This is a genomic window from Chloroflexota bacterium (assembly GCA_026389585.1).
Taxonomy (GTDB): domain Bacteria; phylum Chloroflexota; class Dehalococcoidia; order UBA2247; family RBG-13-53-26; genus JAPLHP01.
Genome location: JAPLHP010000082.1, coordinates 1 through 23,172, shown reverse-complemented (window position 1 = coordinate 23,172; position 23,172 = coordinate 1). Strand labels below are relative to the sequence as shown.

Sequence of the window (23,172 nt, the reverse complement as noted above, 5' to 3'; positions counted from 1 at the left end):
ACTAACCTCAGGAAGACGATTGTACTGAGGATTTTGAACTTACTGAAACTTCGTCTCTAGGGTCTAGACGAACAGAAATCTCATCACCATCACGGTCCAGACGAACGGTATCCCCAGGTTTAAGTTCGTCATGAAGCAACATCTCAGATAGCTTGTCCTCAACCATAGTCTGGATTACTCGACGCAGTGGGCGGGCACCAAAGGCTTCGTCATAACCCTTCTCGCTAAGAAGCTCCTTGGCCGCATCTGTCACTGCCAGTCCAAGGCCACGCTCGATTAACTGAGCCTTGATCGGACGTAACATCAAGTCAACAATCTGGCGGATATGCTCTTGGCTCAGGTGCTGAAATACCACCACGCCATCAAGACGGTTTATGAACTCAGGCCGGAAGGTCTTCTTCAGCTCTTCAAGAAGTTTTTTCTTCATCCCCTCATAGGAACGCTGCCTCGTCTTTGTTTCATCAACACGGCTGACGAAGCCCATTACCGAATCCTTCTTGATCAGTTCAGCGCCAATATTGCTCGTCATGATTATGATGCTGTTCCGAAAGTCAACCTTCCTACCTTTGGCATCAGTCAAATGGCCATCATCAAATATCTGGAGCAGGATATTGAATACATCAGGGTGAGCCTTTTCAATCTCGTCAAGGAGAATAGCACAATATGATTTGCGCCTTATTGCCTCGGTCAATTGCCCACCCTCATCATACCCTACATATCCTGGGGGAGCTCCTACCAGCCGAGCCACACTATGCTTTTCCATAAACTCCGACATGTCAAGGCGGATTAAAGACTCCTCACTGCCAAACATAAATTCAGCCAGTGCCTTGGCTAACTCCGTTTTGCCCACGCCGGTAGGCCCAAGGAAGATGAAACTGCCAATCGGACGCCTGGGATCCTTAAGGCCAGCACGGGCACGCTTTACCGCCTTAGCTACTGTAGCAATAGCTTCGTCCTGAGACACAATGCGCTTGTGTAACTCCTCCTCCATTTGCAGCAAGCGCGTCGCCTCATCTGAGGTCAGCTTCGACGCTGGAATTCCAGTCCACATGCTGAGCACTTCCGCAACATCTCTCTCGGTCACCACAGGTTTCTCACTGCTCAGATCAGCCCGCCAATCCTTCTCCAATTGCTGGATCTTCTCCGATAGATGAACCTCTCTATCACGGAGTTCCACAGCATACTCATACTGCTGTCCAGCAATAGCCGCTTCCTTATCTTTGCGCACGCGATCTAAAGCTACCTTCGCCTCTTTTAGGCCTATAGGTATATTCCCACCCTTGAGACGCACCCGTGAGGATGCTTCATCCATCAAGTCGATCGCCTTGTCAGGCAAGAAGCGGTCAGCTATGTAGCGTGACGCCAGATTTGCAGCCGCTCTGATTGCATCATCGTTTATCGTTACTTGATGGTGTTCCTCATAACGGTCTTTGATTCCCCGCAGTATTTTTATAGCCTGTTCTACAGATGGCTCATCTACTATAACAGGTTGAAAGCGACGCTCCAGACCAGCGTCCTTCTCTACATGTTTTCGATAATCATCAAGAGTGGTAGCTCCAATGCACTGTAGCTCACCTCGAGCCAGAGAAGGTTTAAGAATATTGGCAGCATCAACAGCGCCTTCAGCAGCACCAGCGCCAACTATGGTATGCATCTCATCAATAAACAGTACACAATTGCCAGCAGCCTTGAGCTCCTCAATTACCTTCTTCAGTCTCTCCTCGAACTCGCCGCGGTACTTTGTGCCAGCTACCAGTGAGCCCATATCTAGAGTCACCACTCGCTTTCCTTGCAGTGTATGAGGCACTTCCCCGGCAACTATACGATGAGCCAGTAATTCAACTATGGCAGTTTTCCCCACTCCCGGCTCACCAATAAGTACAGGGTTATTCTTGGTACGTCTCGCAAGAATCTGGATTACTCGCTGGATCTCCTTCTCTCGCCCGACAACTGGATCGAGCTTCCCAGCCCGAGCCATGGCAGTCAAATCCAGACCTAACTGGTCTAAAGTAGGAGTGCGACTGGTGCTGCGAGTCCCCTGTTGACCTTGAACAGCACCCTGGTTAAGAACGCGAGTAGTCTCAGCACGAGCACGCTCTAGGTTAACACCCAGACTCTCCAATACCCCACCAGCCACTCCACCCTCCTCCCGTAGCAGCCCCAAGAGAAGGTGTTCAGTGCCAACATAGCTATGGTTGAGGCGACGTGCTTCATCCACAGCAAGCTCGATGACCCTCTTCGCCCTTGGGGTAAGCCCAACCTCAGCAGAACCCGTCTTACCACCACGCCCAATGATAAACTCCACAGCAGAGCGCACCTTGTTCAGGTCAACATCAAGGTTGGTAAGCACCTTCGCAGCAACGCCCTCACTCTCACGAACCAGCCCCAGCAATATATGTTCTGTGCCAATATAGTTGTGATTAAATCTCTGCGCTTCCTCTTGAGCGTAGGTGAGAGCACGACGTGCCCGTTCGGAGAATTTCTCAAAGCGACTTGACATATCCCTCAACCTAACAACGGCGTATTGCCACCACTATAGCACAAAAGCCGCAAAAAGGGAAGCGGTTACTCATGAATTTACATTAATGATATATCTCCACCCCACTCTGGTTTCCCCTCCCAAAACAACAGCCGATAAGGCAAGGATTGTGCTTATAAGAGCATATCAAAGTATTTGACTCTCTCCCAGGACCTTGCTAAAGGGTAGTACCGCATATCAGACTTACAGCACATGTTCACCCCTGTTCATGTGTGCCTTTGAGGAGGCTTGACCTTTCACGCATCGAAAGTTTATGATGAAATCAGGTTACTCAGTTAGGCAAATATGGCTCTAAAGAAAGACTATTACGAATTACTGGGTGTGCCCAGAGATGCCACCCAGGATGACATTAAGAAGGCCTTCCGAAAGCTGGCATTCCAGTACCATCCTGATCACAACCATCATGATGGAGCAGCAGAGAGATTCAAGGAGATAAGCGGGGCATATCAAGTCCTGAGCAATGCCCAAAAGCGGGCTACTTATGACCACTTCGGGCATTTGGACAACGGGCGTGGTTTCGATGGTTTTGGAGACTTCGTTACTGGCCTAGGGGACATCTTCGATGCCTTCTTTGCCGGTGCTGCTCAAGAAAGACGGCGTGTACCGCAACAAGGAACTAACCTGCATCATGAACTCAGCATTTCTTTCGTAGAGGCAGCCTTCGGCTGCGAGAAACATGTTGACGCCTTGCGAACAGAAGCCTGCTCCCGCTGCCTTGGCAGAGGCGGTGAACCGGGGAGCCAACAGGTAAAATGTCCGCACTGCAATGGCATGGGCGAGGTGCGGCGGGTACAGCAGAGCATCTTTGGGCGCTTTGTTAACAGAGCCATATGCGAACACTGCTACGGAGAGGGGAGCATCATTGAGCGGCCGTGCAGTCAGTGTCAGGGCACAGGCAGGGAGCAAAAACAACGCACCATAACAGTGAAAATCCCTCCCGGTGTGGAGAACCGCTACCAGTTACGCCTCAGGAGAGAAGGTGATGCGGGAATGTGGGGAGGTCCTGCGGGTAGCCTGTACATCTCCCTTTCAGTAGAAGAGCATGAATTATTCAAACGTGACGGCGATAACAACATCCTTTACGAGTTGCCAATTAACTTCGCCCAAGCGGCCTTGGGAGATGAGGTAGAAGTTCCCACCCTGGACGGTAGAGTTGGTCTTAAGATCAGTCCTGGTACTCAGGCAGATACGGTCATTCAACTAAAAGGAAAGGGTATACCTTACGTCAATCGCTCCGGCAGGGGAGATCAGTTAGTCAAGATTAGAGTGGTCACTCCTGACAGATTGAATGAGGAGCAACACAAGCTATTTCTTGAGTTGGCTAAAAGCCTGGGATCAGCAGAGACCACCGAACAAGCAGGGAAAAAGGGATTCCTTAACCGAATCAAAAAATCCCCAAAATAACGCAGGGAAGGCTCCTCACTGGCAAGAGCTTACTTGGTCTCTCCTTTATCTTCTGTCTCTTCTGGCTCTGGCAGGAAAGTCCCCGGTTGATACCATCTAATCCTAAGGTAATCGAGCAGGAAGCGGAGCAGCTTCGTGACTTCCAGAGATTCTCCATCCGCCGGGTACTCCAGCAGTTCACTCGCCGCTTTCCTCACATCAAGTCCTTCGTAGAGCACCTTATAAACCTTTTCTATAATAGGTAAACTAAGGCCCGCTTTCTGTCCCAATTGCCAAGCAGCAAGAGCAGTACTAACACCCTCAGCTACGTGGGGCATTGATGCCACTATCTCCTGCACAGAGCGCCCCTTGGCAATCTCTTTACCTACATAGTAGTTGCGACTGAGAGGGCTGAAAGAGGTAACAACTAGATCCCCTAAGCCACTCAGCCCAATAAAGGTAAGAGGATTAGCACCAAAAGTCGTACCTAAGACAATCACCTCACTCAGTCCCCTAATCATGAGGGCTGCTTTGGCGTTGCTTCCATTGCCTAACCCATCCAGCATGCCAACGCCCAAAGTAATAACATTCTTAAGGGCACCACCTAGCTCCACTCCTATCACATCTGTGCTAGTAAAAACATAGAACTGATTTGAATTGATCAATTGCTTTGCCCTCTCAGCCACCGCCGCATCGCGAGCAGCAATTACTGTCACTGACAGCAGACCTTGGGCAGCCTCATGGGCTATATTAGGACCAGACAGAACACAAATATTGTTGTGGAATCGAGCATCAATCTCTTCGGCAATGACCTGAGACATGCGTTTGCCACTACCCACCTCCAGCCCCTTTGCAGCACTAACAATAAGGCTCGAATCGTTAAGATAGTCCCTTACCTGCTTTATGTTGGAACGCATGGTTCCAGATGGCACGGCAAGGATAACCCCGTCTGCCTTGTCCATCGCCTCTTCCAGAGAACTTGTAGCGGAAAGACGAGAGGGAAACTTGGGGCCAGGCAAATAAGTAACATTCTCTCTTGCTAGATTGAGTTTATCTGCAGTCTCCTTATCCCGCGCCCACAGTTTTACCCAAATCCCCCTGCGAGCCAGGATTACTCCTAGAGCAGTGCCCCAACTGGCACTGCCAATAATAGCGGCTTTAGACATTCCTCACCCCTTATCTGGGCCTAATATCTTCTTCCCAACTTCGCACCCCTCCCCTGACGAAACTTCAAGTATTATCCACGGTTCAAAGAAACGAAGTCAAGCCTCAGCCTTCCCCACCAACTTTTCCGTGAGATCTGTAACTTCATCAGCCTTGTTCCTAAATAAAAACAACGGTCAACGGCTATCCTCAAGGTCATTCATAACCGAAACTGATCTCAATCGGAGTTGCCATGTTCATTTCCCGCGCTACCACGCTCCGTTTCCCTGACTTCAGACTTCTCACCCAATTTGCGCTCATTACCAGCGCAGAGCCGCCGGATATTGTCACGGTGTTGAAACAGAATCATGCACCCTGCCAACCCACAATAGATCAGATATGCCACTGGCTGCTTCTCCAAGATTACCAGAGAAAGCATCACCAGAAAGGCAGTAACTGTGCCTAAAATACTACCCAGTGACATATACCGACTTAATGCGGCAACAGAAAGCACAATTGCCGAAACTCCCAACCCAACAGGCCAATACATAGCCGCCAAACCGCCAACGAAGGTGGCCACCCCCCGACCTCCTTGGAACTTGATGTACACTGACCAATTATGTCCAATCATCGCTGACATAGCAGCTACAACTTGGGCGACAGGAGTATGTAACAGGCACCAGGCAATCACCACAGCCACAGAGCCCTTCGCCACATCAAGCCCCATGGTAAGAACCCCCGCCCTGCCGCCAGCCGTGCGAATCACGTTAGTGGCGCCTATCCTGCCACTACCATATCCCCTGATATCCATCCCCCTGCTCAGCTTCGAAACAACTATGCCAAATGGAATAGCACCAATGAGATAACTCGAAAGAATGAGGACAGCAAACTTGAGCAATACCATAATACTATTAACCACCCGGCACTCAGGGAGTCAGCTTGACCAACATCACGAATTAAGGGTTGAAAGTTGGCAGCCTAAGAGTTTTGAGCGGTTTCCCCACCTCTACCTTTGAAGAGAAGCCGTAGAGGGGTACCATGGAAACCAGAGATCTTTCGTATTTTGTTCTCTAAGTAGCGCTGATAGGAAAAATGAACCAGTTTGGGATCATTAACAAAAAAGACAAAGGTAGGCGGATTAACCGCCGTTTGTACAGCCTTGCGGAGTTTAAGACGCCTGTGGCCACTCTTCGGGGATTGGCGAGCCGCCTCTGCATCCCTGACAACTTGATCCAGTATTGAAGGATCCAGACGCTTTAGCCTCTCTTCATAAATCTTCCTTGCCGCAGGCAGAATCTCCTCCACACCGAATCCCGTTTTGGCAGACAGAAACAAAATCTCTACGTATGACATAAACCTCGCCTTTTGTTTCACCATCTCTGCCCATGCAGCTACATCCTTTACCTCAATCAGATCCCATTTATTGACTCCCAGTATCGCCCCCTTGAAGGCCTTCTGAATAAGGCCCAGTATATGAAGATCCTGAGCTGCAATACCTTCAACCGCATCAATAAGCAACACAACGACATCAGATCGGTCAATAGCACGCAAGGTGCGTGTTAGGCTATGCCGTTCTATGCCCTGTTCAATCTGCCCGCGCTTCCTTATTCCTGCTGTATCAATAAGGACTACCTTCTCACCATCATAAAGTAAGACTGTATCCACAGCATCACGAGTTGTTCCAGGGACTTCATCAACGATAACTCGTTCCTCACCCAAAAGAGTATTCACCAACAACGATTTACCTACATTAGGCCTACCGACAATGGCGATTCTCATCAATAATTCCGGCTCCACAGGGGTAGGAGTAGCGGTAAGAGATGGCAAGTTACTAATTATCTTATCCAACAGATCATTCATCCCTCTGCCATGATAAGCACTGACAGGTATAGGTTCACCTGCACCAAGCTCATAGAACTGGATTATCCCACTCTCATGCTTAGGATTGTCCACCTTGTTGACCACCAGCAACACCGATTTCTGCGACCGACGCAAAATATCCGCTATTTCTTCGTCAGCCGGCACTACACCATTCTGGACATCCACCAGGAAAAGTACTAGATCAGCTTCAGTAATCGCTGTCTCTACCTGTTCCTTAACCTTTTGCCTTATAGCAGACCCCGGCTTAATCTCCAGCCCACCACAATCCACCAGGGTGAACTCATGCCCCTCAAAAGAGATGTCAGTATGGATTCTGTCAACGGTTGTCCCTGGCAAATCTTCGACTATAGACCTTCTATCACCAATAAGGCGATTGAACAGTGTAGATTTACCAACGTTGGGTCTGCCTATGATAGACACAATAGGTCTGGTCATCAGATCCATTACGCAGCCTGCCCACCCAGCATCTTCAACAAAACTGCTTTTTGAATATGGAGCCGGTTCTCTGCCTGGTCAAAGACCACAGACTGAGGGTGGTCAATGAGCCCTTCAGCAACCTCTTCTCCATGGCGGGCTGGCAAGGGATGCATGAAGAGGGCGCCTTCTTTAGCCAATGACAAGATTTCAGTGTCCACCTGATACGAAGCAAAAGCGAGGCGACGAGCTTCTGCTTCAGCTTCCTGTCCCATACTAGTCCACACATCAGTATAGACAATGTCAGCATTTGTCACGGCAAGGCGAGGGTCTGAGGTCACAAAGATATGTGAGTTGCTCTGTGAGGCAAATCCCTGAGCATGGTTAACAATCGCATCCTCTAACCCATAGCCTAGCGGCGAGGCAATATAGAAGTCCATCCCAACCAAAGAGGCGGCCATAAGCAGACTCCTGGATACATTGTTACCATCGCCAACAAAAGCAAGATGCAAGCCTCTCAGAACCCCTTTCTTCTCATAGATAGTCAGTAAATCGCCAAGCGCCTGACAAGGGTGCTCATAGTCCGAAAGACCGTTTATAACCGGCACACTAGAATGCTGCGCTAAGAGCTCCACGGTTTGATGTGAAAAGGTTCGAGCCACTATACCATTCACAAAGCGGCTCAATGTCCGTGCTACATCAGAAATCCTCTCCCTCTTTCCCAGGCCTACCTCACCAGGGGATAGATAGACAGCATGCCCACCCAACTGCCACATACCCACCTCAAAACTAACACGGGTACGAAGAGAGGGCTTCTCAAAAACGAGAGCAAGTACCTTTCCCTTGAGAAGCGTGGGGCTTCCCCCTTGTTTTAAGCTGATGGCATTCTTGATAAGGTGCCAGATGTCATCAGCACTCAGATCAGCTACTGAGAGCAGGCTTGTTGAAATTGCCAAGATTTACCTTCCGTCCTTATTGCTGGTGCAATCACCATTTCAACCTGGTGCATCTGAGCAATAGTGGCAGCACCACAAACGCCCATGGCAGTGCGCAATGCACCAACCAGGTTTTGGGTTCCATCACTAACGGTGGTGGGACCAAAAAGGATCTGCTCCAATGGGGCATGTGTCTCCACTTTGATCCGTCTACCTCGAGGCAGTGCTGGGTGAGGGCTGGACATACCCCAATGATATCCTCGGCCTGGTGACTCCTCAGCCTGAGCCAGAATGGCACCTAGCATCACAGCATCAGCACCTGCCACGAAGGCCTTGCACAGGTCGCCTCCAGCATGGATGCCGCCATCGGTGATTACGGGGACATACCTCCCGCTTTCCTGGAAATACTCGTCTCGAGCGGCAGCACAATCCATGGTAGCAGTCACCTGAGGTACCCCTATTCCCAGAACTTGTCTCGTGGTACAGGTCGCCCCTGGACCAACACCAGCAAGAAGGCCGGAAATGCCTGTTCTCATCAATTCTAGAGCAGCGCTGTAGCTCACACAATTCCCCACCACAACCGGAATGGGTATTGACTGGCACAACTCTGAAAACGCCAGTCCACAGAGACTCTTGGATATATGTCGCGCAGTAGTAACAGTAGATTGAACTACCAGTACATCTGCACCTGATTCAGCAACAAGGGAGGCAAATCTCTTAGCATTTGCCGGCGTAATTGAAGCAGCACAGACTCCTCCCTTTTGCTTGATTGATCTGATACGCTCACCAATGAGCTTCTCCTTTATTGGCTGCGAGTAGACCTTCTGCAACAGAGGTGCAACTTGACTAGCGGGGGCTTGAACAATTTCCGCCAGAACATCCTCTGGGTTATCGTAACGGGCCTGCACTCCTTCGAGGTTAAGCACTGCTAGACCGCCAAGCTTGCTGAACAACACAGCAAAAGCCGGGTCGACAACAGCATCCATAGCTGCCGCCACTATGGGAATAGGGAGGTTCAGGCCGCCTAACTGGAAATCGACACACGTCTGTTCGGGATTGACCGTCACGTCACCAGGTACTATGGCCACTTCCTCAAAGCCGTAACAGCGCCTCATCTCCTTATATATACGAACAGACATCCTTACCTATCCTTAAGCCAATGGGAATTTGCCCCAAACTATATCAAAGGTGATTTTGAAAGTCAATTCATATGAACATAAGACATTCCAAACATTCAGAAAGAGACTTCTCAAGGAGAAACCACTATACTGAATCCTTGCGAGGAATAGAGAGACATGCCCACGCTCTACGTTGTAGCTACCCCTATTGGTAATCTGGAAGACATCACGCTTCGCGCTATCCGTATACTCAATGAAGTGGGACTTATCGCTGCCGAGGATACTCGAAAAACGAGGCATCTACTCAATGCCTATGGAATTAAAACTCGCTTAACAAGCTACCACGAACATAATAAAAGGGCCAAGCTCAGCTATCTGCTAGACTGCCTTCAAGTTAAAGATTTAGCCCTCGTTTCAGAGGCAGGGATGCCTGGTTTGAGTGACCCTGGATATGAGCTCATTGTAGCCGCTACCCAGCGAGGTATCCAGGTAACACCCATCCCCGGTGCTTCAGCAGTAGTTACTGCTCTTGTGGTTTCTGCATTGCCCGCTAACCAATTCACCTACCTGGGCTTCCTCCCCAGAAAGAATGCAGAAAGAATTCGGCTACTGCAATCCATTGCCCATGAGCATCGGACTATAGTAGCCTTTGAATCTCCCAATCGTCTGTTAAGCTCATTGAACGACATGGCTCAGGTGCTGGGAAACAGAAGGATAGCCATTGTACGAGAGTTGACCAAGATTCACGAAGAAGTCTTTCGAGGGTCAATAAGCAAGGCAGTGGATCACTTTCAGCAACCCAGAGGAGAATTTACCCTGGTTATTGAAGGAGAGAAGGAAGCAGAAAAGCCGGTGCTAACTTCAGATATAGAACAGGAACTCTGCCAATTGCAGAATCAAGGCATCACCGCCAGGGAAGCAGTAAAACGATTATCACTCACTACAGGTCTTACAAGGAGAGAGCTTTATCAGGCCTGGCTAAAGCTTAAGAGCAATGGCGGATTGTGATAGATTATCGGTACTAATTACTTCGCTACCACAGTCTCCGAGCCTCCACTAAGCACCCTTTGTATCAAAGCTGAGGTTGGCTGATTCTACTACAACCAGTGAGGTAGCATAGCCAATTTGACTTTGCCATAATCTTCGTGATATTGTCCCATTAGTTTTCCCACACGATATGCCACTCGGTCATGTTTTTGCGTAGCTAGTGCCCGAGCGGGGTAAGGGCAAGACTACTCATAAGGGGGGCACAATGAAGTGGATACGTGCCATTGGTGTCTTGCTGCTTCCCTTTGCCTTGCTTCTGGGTTCAATAAGCTGTGCCAGAGACATGAGTCCACCGACCATTTCTGACATCCGCGCGTCAGACATAACGGAGACCTCTGTCGTGATCACATGGGAAACAAATGAGGCAGCGACGAGTCAAGTGCAATATGGAACAAGCACTGGCTATGGATTGTGGAGCCAAGTCACCGATGCACTAGCGAGAGACCAGAGCATAACTCTGGAAGATCTGGATCCTGGAACCATCTACCATTTCAGAGTACGCTGCAAGGATTCCTCCGGTAATGAAGCAGCCTCTGATGACCAGACCTTTGTGACGACCAGAGCCACACCGACACCCGGCAAGTGGACGGCCTTGGCGGAGTTTGGCAAGATCGAATTCAACGTGAACGAAGATGGCACGGGAATAACGTCTGTTCGGCTTGAACCCTTCGACTCATTTAGTTGCGAGGGCAAGCACCTAATTTGGGTGTCGTACGAGATGACACTTGTGACACCATGGCCCATTGATAGCGGTCACTTCATGTTGGAGGTTACTCCAACGGCAGAGCGGTACTCAACCGAATCTTGGACCTTCATCATTGAGGGTGAGTTTGACGGAAGCGGTAAACATGCATCCGGCACCCTGGAAAGCCGCATAGGAGCCGCAGTTTGTTCAGGGAATTGGGAATCCTTATAGGCTTCGATGGACGTACGGTTTCTACGACAGGACAGATCCATACAGTAGGCATTGTGGCTTTGTCCATGCACATAACCGGATGATAGAGTATGTGCCCCTTCTTGTTTCCAGCATCGCTCTCTCACCCCACCATCACCTTGTAGAGCTTCGGGCTGTCTCGACTAAAGAGAAGGGGGCCTATCACAGCCCCCTTAATCATAAACATTGATAATGACGGTTATGACAAGCCAATCTGTCGGCTAGACTGCCCCCTCCGCATCCAAGCTGAGGTTGACAGCCTCTATTGACTGGTGTATTATCCCACTCGAAGTCCACGTCTGCGTTCCTCGACAAGCACAGATCACGACAAGGTTCCTCATAAGGGGGCAAGATGACTGGGAGACTGCGGGCTGACCTATTCTATCGACTAATTTCCATTGTCCTTGTCCTTGTCAACTCGCTGGCTCTTGTGACTGTGCTTGGATTGACAAGCGCTCCTGGTGCGGCCGCAGCCGATCCCATACCAGTCGTGGAATGGAGCAATATCTTCAGCCGGTCTGGCCCGGACGCCGCGTATTCTGTTTGCCAGACGTCCGATGGTGGATACATCATGGTGGGAGAGACATACGCCTATGTCGATGCCGACGCTGACGTGTGGCTGATAAAGGCCGACGCTGACGGAAACGAGTCCTGGAATAGGGGCTTCGGCGGTGGAGGGGAAGATATTGGCCGGTCAGTGCAGCAGACAGCCGATGGGGGCTACATCATAGCAGGAAAGACATGGTCCTTTGATGATGAAATGGTAACAGGAGCGTGGTTAATAAAGACCGACCCAGACGGCAATATGTCATGGGACAGGACCTTTGGTTGCCCTTACAGTGGCGGCGGTCCTTTTCTGGATGCCGATGCGTATTCTGTGCAGCAGACAACCGATGGAGGCTATGTCATGGCGGGTTGGGCACTGTCTGCTATCGATGGGCAGAGAGACGCACTCTTGATCAAGACCGACGCCGAGGGAAACGAGTCCTGGACTAGGACCTTCGGCAGCCATTTCAGGGAAGAGGGGTATTCTGTGCAGCAGACAACCGATGGAGGCTACATCATAGCGGGTTGGGCGTCAGACGCCTGGTTGATCAAGACCGACGCCGAGGGAAACGAGTCCTGGACGAGGGCCTTCGGTGGTGCAAACTGGGATAACCTGAGTTCTGTGCAACAGACTGGTGATGGTGGCTATATCATGGTGGGCTACACCTGCTCGTATGGAGCCGGCGATGCCGACGTCTGGCTAATAAAGACCGACCCCGAGGGGAATGAGTCATGGAGCAAGACTCTGGGTGGCCCGGAAAGTGATGGCCCTGGTTGCGTGCAACAGACGAGTGATGGCGGTTACATTGTAGCAGGAATCACAGACTCCTGCGGCGATATTCAGGGCGATGCCTGGCTAGTGAAGGTGTCAAGCGAAAGTGACATGACCCCACCATTGACTCCAGTGGTAACCGATGATGGGGCCACCACTAGCAATAACACCCAGCTTCATGCCAGCTGGACCTCCTCTGATGCTGAATCAGGCATTGCTGAGTATCAGTATGCCATCGGCACCTCGGCCGGAGGAACAGATGTGGTTAGCTGGACCTCAACAGGGACAGCCACCGAAATCACTAAAACAGGCCTGAGCCTCGGTACAGGGACAAAGTACTACGTCTCTGTGAAGGCGAAGAATGGGGCAGGCCTGTGGAGTGAGGTAGGCGCTAGTGATGGCATAGTGTGTGATAATACACCACCAACAACCCCAGTGGTCACTGATGCTGGGGACTACACAAGTAGCAACACGCAGCTTCATGCCACCTGGAGTTCCTCCGACAATGAATCCGGTATAGCCGAGTACCAATACGCCATCGGCACCTCGGCCGGAGGAACAGATGTGGTTAGCTGGACCTCGGTGGGCACAAACACCCAGGTGACCAAGACAGGCCTCAGCCTCAACTGGGGGAGCACCTACTACTTTGCGGTCAAGGCCAAGAACGGGGCTGGCACATGGAGCAGCGTAGGGAATAGCAATGGCATAACCGTCTCTGACGGCACTGCCCCCTCGACTCCAGTGGTAACCGATGATGGGGCCACCACCAGCAATAACACCCAGCTTCATGCCACCTGGAGTTCCTCCGACAATGAATCCGGTATAGCCGAGTACCAATACGCCATCGGCACCTCGGCTGGGGGAACCGATGTGGTTAGCTGGACATCCACGGGAACTACCGGTGGAGTGACTCATACAGGGCTGAATCTGGCCGCAGGCACGAAGTACTTCATCTGTGTGAAGGCAAAGGACGGGGCTGGCCTGTGGAGCGAAACAGGGATAAGCGATGGCATCACAGTTGCGGCTGAAGGTGTGGCTGTGGAGGATATTCCTCCGGCTGGTGGCACAGTGCAAACGGCGGACGGTAAGATCACTGCCGAATTCCCTGCCAATGCCGCAGCCGGTGAACTCACTGTGACCATAAAGGATATAGAGCCTCCTTCAGACACGAGCACATCGCAGGGCTTCAAAGCAGGCAACACCTACTTCGTCATAGAAATCACCGATGCCAGCGGCAATCCTGTTGTCACACTATCTCAGCCTATAACCATCACCGTGAAGTATTCCGTTGAAGACGTGGCTGCGGCTGGTGGAGACCCCAATAATCTGGTGCTCGCCTACTACGACGAGACTGCGGGGGAATGGAAGCCCCTTGATACCACTGTCAACACCAGCGACAAGACCCTAAGTGCCACCACCAACCACTTCAGCACATGGGCAGTGCTGGCAAAGAGCCCCAGCGAAGGCCTTGCGGCTTGGATTTGGATTGTCATCGGCATTGGGGCAGCGCTGGGAGCAGGAATAGTGGCCTACATCGTGCGAAGGAGGCTTATACAGAAGGTCTAACGCAACGGTAAAGGAAAAGTACCAATAGGGTGGGCAAGAGATGTCCACCCTTCTTCTTTGTCATGCAAGCAGGCATCCCACCATCACCTTGTAGAACTTCAGGCTGTCCCAATATGCTCTCTGTTTTCCAGATGATAACTGGACTGGTTTCGCTCCCCATCCACGCTTCTCTGCCATACCGTTTCCAGCAGAATAATGATAGAATATCAGCAACGGTCAAACCCTGATGCAGAGAATCTTTATCGGCGTAGCCTGGCCTTATGCTAATGGTCCATTGCACCTGGGGCACGTAGCCGGTGCCTACCTGCCGGCGGACATCTTTGCCCGCTACCACCACGCCAAAGGTAATGAGGTGCTGATGGTCTCCGGCAGCGACCAGCACGGTACCCCGATAACTATCAGCGCCGAACAAGAGGGCAAGACTCCCCAAGAAATAGCTACCAAATATCACCAGGGATTCCTTGATTCCTGGAAAAAGTTGGGAATTGACTTCGACCTGTTCACAACTACCGGCACTTCCAACCATGAGCAGGTTGTCCACGATTTCTTTCTCAAGCTGATTGACAAGGGGTATATCTATAAGAGTAGCACGCTCTTACCCTATTGTCCCCGCTGTCAGCGCTACCTCCCTGATCGCTACGTAGAGGGTGAATGCCCCTTCTGTAGCTTCAAGGAGGCCAGGGGAGACCAGTGTGACAAGTGCGGTAAACCGCTTAACCCTCTTGAGTTGAAAGAGCCTCATTGCCGGCTGTGCGGTAGCACACCGCAATCCAGAGACTCGGAACATTTTTTCTTCCGTTTGAGTGCCTTCAGAGATGAGCTGTATAACTGGGTGAAGCAGCAAAGCCACTGGAGGCAGAATGTACTCCATTTCACCCTCCGCTATCTTGAAGAAGGATTAAAGGACAGGGCTATTACCAGAGATATTGAATGGGGCATAACCATACCTCAGCCTGGTTTTGAAAAGAAGCGAATCTATGTTTGGTTCGAGGCCGTAATTGGTTATCTATCTGCGAGCAAGGAGTGGTCAAAACTTCATGGGAAAGAAGATGGATGGTCAGCTTTCTGGCAACAGGAGACCAAAAGTTACTACTTTATTGGCAAGGATAACATCCCTTTTCATACTATGATCTGGCCGGCGATGTTGATGGGTTATGGGGGGCTCAACCTTCCCTATGACATTCCTGCAAACGAGTTCCTGACTATTGAAGGTAAAAAGCTCTCTACAAGTCGCAATTGGGCAGTCTGGCTGCCAGATTATCTGGAACGCTATGATCCCGATCCATTGCGCTATCTCATGTCAATTAACATGCCCGAAACATCTGATGCTGATTTCTCCTGGCGGGAATTCGTTCGCCGAAACAACAATGAACTGGTGGCCACTTATGGGAACCTCGTACATCGCGTCCTCACCTTCACGTATCGCCACTTCGATGGCTGTGTGCCTGCTCCCGGCGAACTTGACAGTGTAAGTAAGGCACTTCTCCAAAAGGCTGAGGACACAGTCAGTTCTATGGATATTTCTCTTTCTCAATGTCATTTCAGGGATGGGATAAAGGCAGCCATGTCTCTGGCCCAAGAGACGAACCGGTATCTAGATGAGAAATCCCCCTGGAAAACAGTTAAGGAGGATAGAGAGGCTTGCGCCACCGCTCTCTTTGTTTCCATTTCGATCATCTCCTGCCTGAAGACCGTCCTCTATCCCTTTTTGCCTTTCAGTTCTCAGAGATTGCACCACATGCTGGGATTCAAAGGCACGCCCAAAGAAGAAAAATGGGGGTTCCACGCCATACCGCCAGGGCAGAAACTGGCTACCCCCGAACCATTGTTTGCCAAGCTGGACGAGCAAATAATAGCTGAGGAAGACAGTAGATTGGGACTTGCAAGCAACCAAGAGGTAGCCTCACAGGTCATAGAGAAAGGAGACCATTGAGTATAGGTTCGATCTTCAAGCCTGTTCAACCAGAGATGACTCAGGTAGAGGATAGACTGGATGAAGTAGCCAGAACTGCCCCTCTGGAGATGATAGACCAATTGAAGCACGCCCTGAAGGACGGAGGCAAGCGAATTCGCCCAGCCCTGACTTTACTGACAGGGAAATTATACAAGTATAATCTCGATTTGCTGCTTCCTATGGCAACAGGGGTAGAACTGTTGCACACTGCCACCCTGGTCCATGACGATACTATAGATGATTCCCAACTTCGCCGCGGTAAAGCAAGCATAAAACACCGCTGGGGCAATTCCAATGCAGTCCTTTTGGGGGACTACCTGTTTGCCACCTCTGCCGGAATGGTGGCAGAAACAAGGAATATCCGGGTGATAAAACTCTTTGCGCAGACCCTGATGACCATATGCACTGGCGAGATTGAAGAGTCCGTCAGCATCTTCAACAAAAGCAGGGAGCGTTATTTTCAGACAATTGGCGATAAGACAGCTTCCCTCTTCGCCGCTGCTACTGAATCAGGTGCAGTGTTAAGCAAAGCCCCTGAGGACGTAGTGCAATCTCTCAAGAGCTACGGCTACAACCTCGGAATGAGTTTTCAGATTGTAGACGACATCCTCGATTTTGTGGGGCAGAAGGAAACATTGGGAAAGCCCGTAGCCAGTGACCTGTCCAAAGGTATTTTCACCCTACCCGTGATACTTCTCTTTGAGCGTCCTGAAAGCGATGAGGTAAGGGAGGCATTTGAGAAAGATAGCCGGAGGGGCACAAAGCAACTTATGGAGATGGTCCATAACTCCTCTGTCCTTGATGAAGGCTACAGAATCGCCCAGGATTTCGCCTCTCGGGCATGCTCCGCCCTGGAGCGATTGCCTCGAAATACTGTCTATGACTCTCTGACTGACCTGGCAGGCTACGTAACAGAACGCAAGAGTTGATTAAAGCGTGGACTGCTGACCTATCTGCCTTCTGCTGTAGCCTCGGTCGTCCACCTTGGTGCCACCTGCTTAAATTGATCAACAGCATACTGGCAAGCCTCAAAAGCCTCTTGCCGATGAGGGGCGCCTATGGCAACAACCAGCAGAATCTCTCCGACCCTCAACTTGCCAATTCTGTGAAATATGACTACATCATCCAGTTTCCACTTGACCTGAATCTCCCCGGCTATCCGCTCCAATTCCTTTCGTGCTAGTTCCTTCAAGGAGTCCTGATGTTCCAAGCAGAGAACCTTTTTGCCATGAGACATGTCTCGCACTGTGCCCACATAAGCAATGACTGCACCATAGGCATTCTTACGGACGCCATTTATGGCCGCTTCGGGGAGGATGGGATTCTGAGTTATCTCGATCAACAGGCTTCGCTCCAGCTACGCCTGTGCAGAAGCCGCTGGGACAGGTTCGTTGAACAGCTTCTCCAGGGTTTCACCTTCGATAGTCTCTTGAGTAATCAACCTCTGAGCTATCTGCATCAACTTCGCTTTGTTCTCTGTCAGAATGTTCCTGGTCACGTCATAAGCCTTTTCGATGATGGCACGAACTTCTCTGTCAATCTCTAGTGAATACCTCTCACTATAGTTCCTCTGCTCTGAAATCTCTTTGCCCAGGAAGACTAACTCCTCCTTATGCCCGAAGGTTCGCAACTCCAGCTTATCGCTCATGCCATATTCAGTCACCATCGCGCGGGCGAGCTTGGTGACCCTCTCAATATCGTCGCGGGGCCCAGTGGTCTTCTCATCGAATACTATCTCCTCAGCAACATGACCAGCGAGTAACACAGACAACTGGTCCATAAGCTGGGACCGCGTCTGTATATAACGATCCTCGGTAGGCAAAAGCCTGGTGTAACCAGCCATCATGCCACGGGCAACAATGGAAATCTTGTGTACCGGGTCGGCATTGGGAAGCTTCTTCGCCACCAGTGCATGTCCTGCCTCATGACATGCGGTCATCTCCTTCTCCTTTGGACTTATTATCCGGCTCTTCCTCTCAGGTCCCGCAATGACACGATCAATAGACTCCTCAAATTCAACCAGGCCAATAACCTTCTTACCACGTCTGGCTGCCAGAATGGCAGCTTCGTTAACCAGATTAGCCAGGTCAGCACCGCTGAAGCCCGCTGTCTGTTTGGCGATCGTTTCCAGGCTCATCGAATCTTCTATTGGCTTGCCTTTGGCATGAACCTGTAGTATCCCTTTCCTGCCATTAATGTCAGGGCGATCCAGAATTACCTGTCGGTCAAAGCGGCCAGGGCGAAGCAGGGCAGGGTCCAGTATATCGGGCCGGTTAGTAGCAGCGAGTACAATGATATTGGTAGACGTATCAAAGCCATCCATCTCGACAAGAATTTGATTGAGGGTTTGCTCTCTTTCATCGTGTCCGCCCCCCAACCCAGCCCCACGCTGACGACCTACAGCATCGATTTCATCAACAAAAACGATACAGGGAGCATTTCTCTTAGCCTGGTCGAAAAGGTCTCTCACCCTGGAAGCACCGACACCAACAAACATTTCCACAAATTCACTGCCGCTAATCGAGAAGAAGGGTACCCCCGCCTCTCCAGCAACGGCCCGTGCCAGCAAAGTCTTACCTGTACCGGGGGCACCTATCAACAATACCCCCCGAGGTATGCGCGCTCCCAAGGCAATAAACTTCTCTGGGGACTTAAGGAATTCTACTATCTCCTGCAACTCTTGTTTTGCCTCATCCACCCCAGCCACATCAGCAAAGGTAACCGTGGTTTTCGCGGCACTAAACAGTCGGGCACGGCTGCGGCTAAAGTTGAAGGCCTGGCTATTACCCCCACGAGCACCCCGCAACAGATACCAAAACAAGCCAACAAGCAGAAACACCGGTATAAGTGTGAAGAGCAATCCACCCCAGTCGAAGCCAGAATCCTGCTTAGGTTCCAGGTTCACAGCACCCAGATCTACTCCTGCGCCCTCAAGATACTGCCGCAGGTCAAGAGTGGTTCCATAGAAAACTGTCTTTAACCGATCCTTCTCATCCACCACAACTGTAATGGAATTACCATTCTGTACAATGGTGGCTTTGCCTCCACTGGTTTCAGTATCCTTAACCAGTGCAACTGCATCGTCAAAGCTGCCCTCTGGTACCTTCTCGCCCCTGGGGATGAGGAATGCAATCACCTTCTCGCCCCTGGGGATGAGGAATGCAATCACCAGCACCACTATGATCGCCATAATGAGCAGGTAAGCTAGCGCTTGTTGTCGTCCGATTTTCATCTCATACTCCGCTTGTCCAGCATGAGCCATTATAACACAAAATGGCATCAAAGCAGATGCGACTCCAAAGAAGCCGGCCGGATACAATTGCACTCCCCGATTCGGCTATTGTACAATTGCTTCAGCGTCAGGAATTATTCTCCATGAACTTGGGCGTGTGCAGGATAAAAATTCGCTTGCCTGAGAACCAGTCTCTCAAAGACAAGCGAAAGGTATTGAAGTCTGTCATCAGCCGCGTGAGAAATAGCTATAATGTGGCCATAGCTGAGGTTGACGACCAAGACACATGGCAACTGGCTACACTGGGAATAGCCTGCGTTAGCAACGATGCCCAGCAGAACAACAAGGTGCTGTCAAAGGTGGTTGATTTTATCAGCCAGAGCAGGCTTGATATGGAGATACTGGATTACGAGATTGAGATTATTCCCTTCCCCTGACCGAAACTGCCGGAATACTCCAACCAGACCTCAACACCAAAGATGACTGTTACCTCTACCGAGCATATCAAGAATCTGCCCAACTACCAGAACCAGATCATCCACATTGAACACCTGCCATCTCGAGAAGCAACCTGCCAGGGATTAGATAAACCCCTGCATCCAGCATCGGAGTATTGAGCGGCAGTTGATATATTGTTGCAGTCACGCAGACGAAACGCTATCATGGGCTCTCTACAACGGCCAAGATAACAAAGGAGGATGCCAAATTGCCTGGTAGAAATCTGTATCTGCGCGAAACTATTGATCCTATTCTGGAAGCCGATGGAACACCAACTCTAGTGATAGACAAAAAACTGATTAGGGGGAAATATCAGGAATTCCATAGCCAATTCAATAACGCCAAGATTTACTATGCACTAAAAGCTAACCCGCATCCGGGCGTTGTGAAGCTCCTTCAAGAGCTTGGTTGTGACTTCGAGATTTCATCCCAGGGTGAGCTTGAATTGTTGCTGCAGTTGAAAGTCCCGTCTCGGAGAATAATATTGGGCAACCCGGTCAAAGAATCGGCTTTTATCGAACAAGCATATACCAGGGGAATAAAGCAGTTCGCCTTCGATTCATATCCAGAGATTGAAAAGCTATCAAGATATGCACCCGGCAGCAGAGTTAGCGTGCGCCTTGCCGTACCCAATGATGGAAGCGAATGGCCTTTGAGCCAGAAATTTGGAGTGGAAGCTGAAGAAGCCGCCCAACTACTGGTACAAGCCAAGAAGAACGGGCTCAAACCCTATGGCATTACCTTCCACGTTGGTTCACAATGCACCAGGGCCACTACTTGGGCAAAGGCTATTGACAAGAGCAGAGTTGTTTGGGAATCAGCCGCAAACAAGGGCATAGAGTTGCATCTGTTGAACATCGGGGGTGGCTTCCCGATTGAATATACCAAGCCCGTACCTTCAATAGAAGAAATAGCTCAGGTGATCCAGGAGTCGCTGGCCAAATCCTTCCCCAAAAACATGGTCCTGGAAATAGCACCAGGAAGGGCTCTTGTAGGAGAGGCTGGCATCCTGGCAGCTACAGTTATAGCTAAGGCTGTTCGTGCTTCAAAAACATGGCTCTATATAGATATTGGCGTATTCAACGGTCTTATGGAGGCTGTGGGTGGCATTAAGTACCGTATCTTGACAAAAAGAGCAGGCCGAAAGACCAATCTGACATTGTCCGGGCCATCCTGTGACAGCTTTGACGTTATTTCGACTGAAATGAGACTCCCGGAACTAGAGGTGGGGGATAGAATATACATCATGTCAGCCGGTGCTTATACCACAGCTTATGCATCCCAGTTTGACGGCTTCCGTATCCCCACGATCCGCTATACAGAATAGAGGTTGAGAATGGCCAAAGTATCCTTCCATGAGAATGACCCCTTTGCACCTATCAAGTATAGCTACGAGGTGGAGGAGACGCTTTGCTGGCGCAAGACGAAGCATCAGGACCTGCTCATCTTCAGAAACTCCTATTTCGGCAAGGTGCTGGCCCTTAATGGTGTCGTCCAACTTACCGAACGTGATGAGCACTTCTATCATGAAATGCTAGCTCACGTAGCATTACATGCCCACCCTCACCCAACTGACGTTCTGATTATCGGGGGTGGGGACGGCGGCACCCTGCGTGAAGTACTGAAGCACAAGATGATACAGAATGTTCTCCTCGTGGAATTAGACCTGGAGGTCATAGAAGCCTCCAGAGAATTTTTGCCTACTCTGTCAACTGGCTTCGCTGATCCAAGAACGCAGATTCTAGAGACAGAGGGGAGCGATTTCCTTGCCCGAACAGAGGAGAAGTTCGATCTGATTATCGTTGACTCGACAGACCCTGTCGGGCACTCCGCATCCCTCTTCACCATTCAATGCTTCACCCACGCCTTTTCTGCCTTAAAGGCGGATGGCTTGTTTGTGGCCCAGACCGAATCGCTCCACTTCCACCAGGACTTTGTCCGTGAAGTCCAGCTCAGATTGGGCAAAGTGTTCAATCTGGTAGACCTCTATACAGTCCCAATTGCCACCTATTCCGGCAATTGGTGGACTTTCTCCATTGCCTCAAAGGCACACAACCCGAGAGAAGTACTCAGGAAACACCGGGTACCCACCAAGTACTATGCAGAGGATGTCCATCGACATGCCTTCTTGCCCCGCAGCCTCTATCAACACCTGATGAACAACGGTATCACGGGCAAATAGCAGGAGAGGCTCCCTTCGCCTGGGAGCGTATAGCTAAAGCTATGGGAATAGAGCCATTCTCCCTCACAGTCGATGGAATCAGCATTGTGGGGGAATTGCATCTTCCCGAAGAAGGAGGCCCCTCCCCCGCTCTCTGCATCTGTCACGGTATACCCTCTGGCAAACCAGCAGATCCTGCCGATAGGGGCTATCCTCATCTGGCAGAGCAGTTCTGCGCTAGTGGCTTCATCACTGCCATATTCAACTTCAGAGGGACCGGAACAAGTGGAGGAAACTTCGACATGATGGGCTGGGGGAGAGACCTCGAGACCGTCCTCGACTTCCTGTACTCTCATTCCAAGGTGGACAGATCCCGCCTTTGCCTCATGGGCTTCAGCGGTGGGGCAGCAGCCTCAGCCTATGTGGCAGCCCATGATCACAGAGTAGCCAGGACAGTCCTCTGTGCTTGCCCTGCTGAATTCAGAAGACTTATCAGTCCTCAGAGAAGCGATTTCTCTATTGACCACTTCCGACAAATCGGACTCATCAGAGATGGGAATTTCCCCCACTCTCTGGAATACTGGCTGAACAACTTCAGAGAGATTACCCCCATTAAGTGGATCGATCAGATTTCTCCCAGGCCTGTATTGATATTGCAGGGCGAAAATGACGACCTTGTCGAAGCTAGTCAAGCCTGGCGCCTTTATGAAAAAGCAAAAGAACCCAAACTAATAGCCATAATTGTAGGGGCAGGGCACAAGCTGCGGCTGAGTGATAAGGCTATGCATGTTGCTCTCGAGTGGCTACTAGAAACGTGAGCTAACTTCCATCGCGGCCCCGTCTCTCCTGCATTCTCTTGCCGGGACCACTACAGTGACTATAAAGGCATCACTATCCCTCTTATTAACGTGTCAAGACTCTTTAGAAATGTCCTCATTCTTGACTCATTAGAAATGTCCCATATTGGTTCCTGCTAACTATAGTTCCAGGCAGCCTTGCGTTTGAGAGACCCCAAGCTCATATGCCTCCAAGGGTGATCCGGGGAAGGC

Annotated in this window: 18 protein-coding genes; 10 read left to right on the top strand and 8 right to left on the bottom strand. The window is 50.5% G+C overall.

What is annotated here, in order from left to right:
- Positions 1 to 7: 7 nt before the first annotated feature.
- Positions 8 to 2,500, bottom strand: a complete 2,493-nt coding sequence (locus tag NTZ04_07400; protein ID MCX5992130.1) for an ATP-dependent Clp protease ATP-binding subunit — start codon at positions 2,498 to 2,500, stop codon at positions 8 to 10.
- A 324-nt stretch (positions 2,501 to 2,824) separates the two neighbouring features.
- On the opposite strand from NTZ04_07400, the gene dnaJ reads away from it, so the two are divergent.
- Positions 2,825 to 3,943, top strand: coding sequence for a molecular chaperone DnaJ (dnaJ, locus tag NTZ04_07395; GenBank protein MCX5992129.1), 1,119 nt, complete (start codon positions 2,825 to 2,827; stop codon positions 3,941 to 3,943).
- Between the two features lie 29 nt (positions 3,944 to 3,972).
- Here the strand turns inward: dnaJ and NTZ04_07390 are convergent, their stop codons facing one another.
- The 5 genes from NTZ04_07390 to NTZ04_07370 all read right to left on the bottom strand — a co-directional run bounded on the left by NTZ04_07390 (position 3,973) and on the right by NTZ04_07370 (position 9,434).
- A complete protein-coding gene (locus NTZ04_07390) occupies positions 3,973 to 5,088 on the bottom strand; it encodes an NAD(P)-dependent glycerol-3-phosphate dehydrogenase (GenBank protein MCX5992128.1) in 1,116 nt (371 codons plus the stop codon).
- A 215-nt stretch (positions 5,089 to 5,303) separates the two neighbouring features.
- Positions 5,304 to 5,984, bottom strand: coding sequence for a glycerol-3-phosphate 1-O-acyltransferase PlsY (plsY, locus tag NTZ04_07385; protein ID MCX5992127.1), 681 nt, complete (start codon positions 5,982 to 5,984; stop codon positions 5,304 to 5,306).
- A gap of 59 nt (positions 5,985 to 6,043) precedes the next feature.
- Positions 6,044 to 7,381 carry a ribosome biogenesis GTPase Der gene (gene der / locus NTZ04_07380; protein ID MCX5992126.1) on the bottom strand — a complete coding sequence of 446 codons (1,338 nt, stop codon included), beginning with the start codon at positions 7,379 to 7,381 and terminating at the stop codon, positions 6,044 to 6,046.
- 8 nt (positions 7,382 to 7,389) lie between these two features.
- A complete protein-coding gene (gene argF / locus NTZ04_07375) occupies positions 7,390 to 8,316 on the bottom strand; it encodes an ornithine carbamoyltransferase (protein MCX5992125.1) in 927 nt (308 codons plus the stop codon).
- The gene (locus NTZ04_07370) at positions 8,286 to 9,434 is read right to left on the bottom strand and encodes a GuaB3 family IMP dehydrogenase-related protein (protein ID MCX5992124.1); all 1,149 of its coding nucleotides are present in this window, start codon (positions 9,432 to 9,434) and stop codon (positions 8,286 to 8,288) included. Before NTZ04_07370 ends, argF begins: the two co-directional genes overlap by 31 nt.
- Positions 9,435 to 9,590: 156 nt before the next feature.
- Between NTZ04_07370 and rsmI the strand changes: the two genes are divergently transcribed.
- The 5 genes from rsmI to NTZ04_07345 all read left to right on the top strand — a co-directional run bounded on the left by rsmI (position 9,591) and on the right by NTZ04_07345 (position 17,161).
- On the top strand, positions 9,591 to 10,421 hold the full coding sequence (rsmI, locus tag NTZ04_07365) for a 16S rRNA (cytidine(1402)-2'-O)-methyltransferase (protein MCX5992123.1): 831 nt from the start codon (positions 9,591 to 9,593) through the stop codon (positions 10,419 to 10,421).
- A 244-nt stretch (positions 10,422 to 10,665) separates the two neighbouring features.
- A complete protein-coding gene (locus tag NTZ04_07360; GenBank protein ID MCX5992122.1) occupies positions 10,666 to 11,376 on the top strand; it encodes a fibronectin type III domain-containing protein in 711 nt (236 codons plus the stop codon).
- Positions 11,377 to 11,746: 370 nt separating this feature from the next.
- The gene (locus NTZ04_07355; GenBank protein MCX5992121.1) at positions 11,747 to 14,278 is read left to right on the top strand and encodes a fibronectin type III domain-containing protein; all 2,532 of its coding nucleotides are present in this window, start codon (positions 11,747 to 11,749) and stop codon (positions 14,276 to 14,278) included.
- A 223-nt stretch (positions 14,279 to 14,501) separates the two neighbouring features.
- Complete coding sequence (metG, locus tag NTZ04_07350; GenBank protein MCX5992120.1) at positions 14,502 to 16,211, top strand: methionine--tRNA ligase; 1,710 nt, start codon at positions 14,502 to 14,504, stop codon at positions 16,209 to 16,211.
- On the top strand, positions 16,208 to 17,161 hold the full coding sequence (locus NTZ04_07345; GenBank protein ID MCX5992119.1) for a polyprenyl synthetase family protein: 954 nt from the start codon (positions 16,208 to 16,210) through the stop codon (positions 17,159 to 17,161). The genes metG and NTZ04_07345 overlap by 4 nt, the downstream gene beginning before the upstream one ends.
- Before the next feature lie 20 nt (positions 17,162 to 17,181).
- Here NTZ04_07345 and NTZ04_07340 read toward each other — a convergent pair whose 3' ends face one another.
- Both NTZ04_07340 and ftsH read right to left on the bottom strand, forming a co-directional pair.
- Positions 17,182 to 17,574: a molybdenum cofactor biosynthesis protein MoaE gene (locus tag NTZ04_07340; protein ID MCX5992118.1), complete on the bottom strand. Its 393-nt coding sequence runs from the start codon at positions 17,572 to 17,574 to the stop codon at positions 17,182 to 17,184.
- 15 nt (positions 17,575 to 17,589) lie between these two features.
- Positions 17,590 to 19,512, bottom strand: a complete 1,923-nt coding sequence (gene ftsH, locus NTZ04_07335) for an ATP-dependent zinc metalloprotease FtsH (protein ID MCX5992117.1) — start codon at positions 19,510 to 19,512, stop codon at positions 17,590 to 17,592.
- Here ftsH and NTZ04_07330 point away from each other — a divergent pair.
- The 4 genes from NTZ04_07330 (at position 19,506) to NTZ04_07315 (ending at position 22,941) form a co-directional block, all read left to right on the top strand.
- Positions 19,506 to 19,901 (top strand): DUF503 domain-containing protein, encoded by a 396-nt coding sequence (locus NTZ04_07330; GenBank protein ID MCX5992116.1) that lies wholly within the window; start codon positions 19,506 to 19,508, stop codon positions 19,899 to 19,901. The genes ftsH and NTZ04_07330 overlap by 7 nt on opposite strands.
- A gap of 269 nt (positions 19,902 to 20,170) precedes the next feature.
- Entirely contained in the window at positions 20,171 to 21,289 is a 1,119-nt protein-coding gene (locus tag NTZ04_07325; GenBank protein ID MCX5992115.1) for a type III PLP-dependent enzyme, read from the top strand.
- A gap of 9 nt (positions 21,290 to 21,298) precedes the next feature.
- Positions 21,299 to 22,144, top strand: a complete 846-nt coding sequence (gene speE / locus NTZ04_07320; GenBank protein ID MCX5992114.1) for a polyamine aminopropyltransferase — start codon at positions 21,299 to 21,301, stop codon at positions 22,142 to 22,144.
- Positions 22,145 to 22,185: 41 nt separating this feature from the next.
- Positions 22,186 to 22,941, top strand: a complete 756-nt coding sequence (locus tag NTZ04_07315) for an alpha/beta hydrolase (protein ID MCX5992113.1) — start codon at positions 22,186 to 22,188, stop codon at positions 22,939 to 22,941.
- Positions 22,942 to 23,172 lie beyond the last annotated feature (231 nt).

Excerpts from the sequence above, each read along its gene's own strand:
- NTZ04_07400 (MCX5992130.1), bottom strand. The coding sequence starts at position 2,500 with ATGTCAAGTCGCTTTGAGAAATTCTCCGAACGGGCACGTCGTGCTCTC.
- dnaJ (MCX5992129.1), top strand. The coding sequence starts at position 2,825 with ATGGCTCTAAAGAAAGACTATTACGAATTACTGGGTGTGCCCAGAGAT.
- NTZ04_07390 (MCX5992128.1), bottom strand. The coding sequence starts at position 5,088 with ATGTCTAAAGCCGCTATTATTGGCAGTGCCAGTTGGGGCACTGCTCTA.
- der (MCX5992126.1), bottom strand. The coding sequence starts at position 7,381 with ATGACCAGACCTATTGTGTCTATCATAGGCAGACCCAACGTTGGTAAA.
- NTZ04_07370 (MCX5992124.1), bottom strand. The coding sequence starts at position 9,434 with ATGTCTGTTCGTATATATAAGGAGATGAGGCGCTGTTACGGCTTTGAG.
- rsmI (MCX5992123.1), top strand. The coding sequence starts at position 9,591 with ATGCCCACGCTCTACGTTGTAGCTACCCCTATTGGTAATCTGGAAGAC.
- NTZ04_07360 (MCX5992122.1), top strand. The coding sequence starts at position 10,666 with ATGAAGTGGATACGTGCCATTGGTGTCTTGCTGCTTCCCTTTGCCTTG.
- NTZ04_07355 (MCX5992121.1), top strand. The coding sequence starts at position 11,747 with ATGACTGGGAGACTGCGGGCTGACCTATTCTATCGACTAATTTCCATT.
- NTZ04_07330 (MCX5992116.1), top strand. The coding sequence starts at position 19,506 with ATGGCATCAAAGCAGATGCGACTCCAAAGAAGCCGGCCGGATACAATT.
- ftsH (MCX5992117.1), bottom strand. The coding sequence starts at position 19,512 with ATGCCATTTTGTGTTATAATGGCTCATGCTGGACAAGCGGAGTATGAG.
- speE (MCX5992114.1), top strand. The coding sequence starts at position 21,299 with ATGGCCAAAGTATCCTTCCATGAGAATGACCCCTTTGCACCTATCAAG.
- NTZ04_07315 (MCX5992113.1), top strand. The coding sequence starts at position 22,186 with ATGGGAATAGAGCCATTCTCCCTCACAGTCGATGGAATCAGCATTGTG.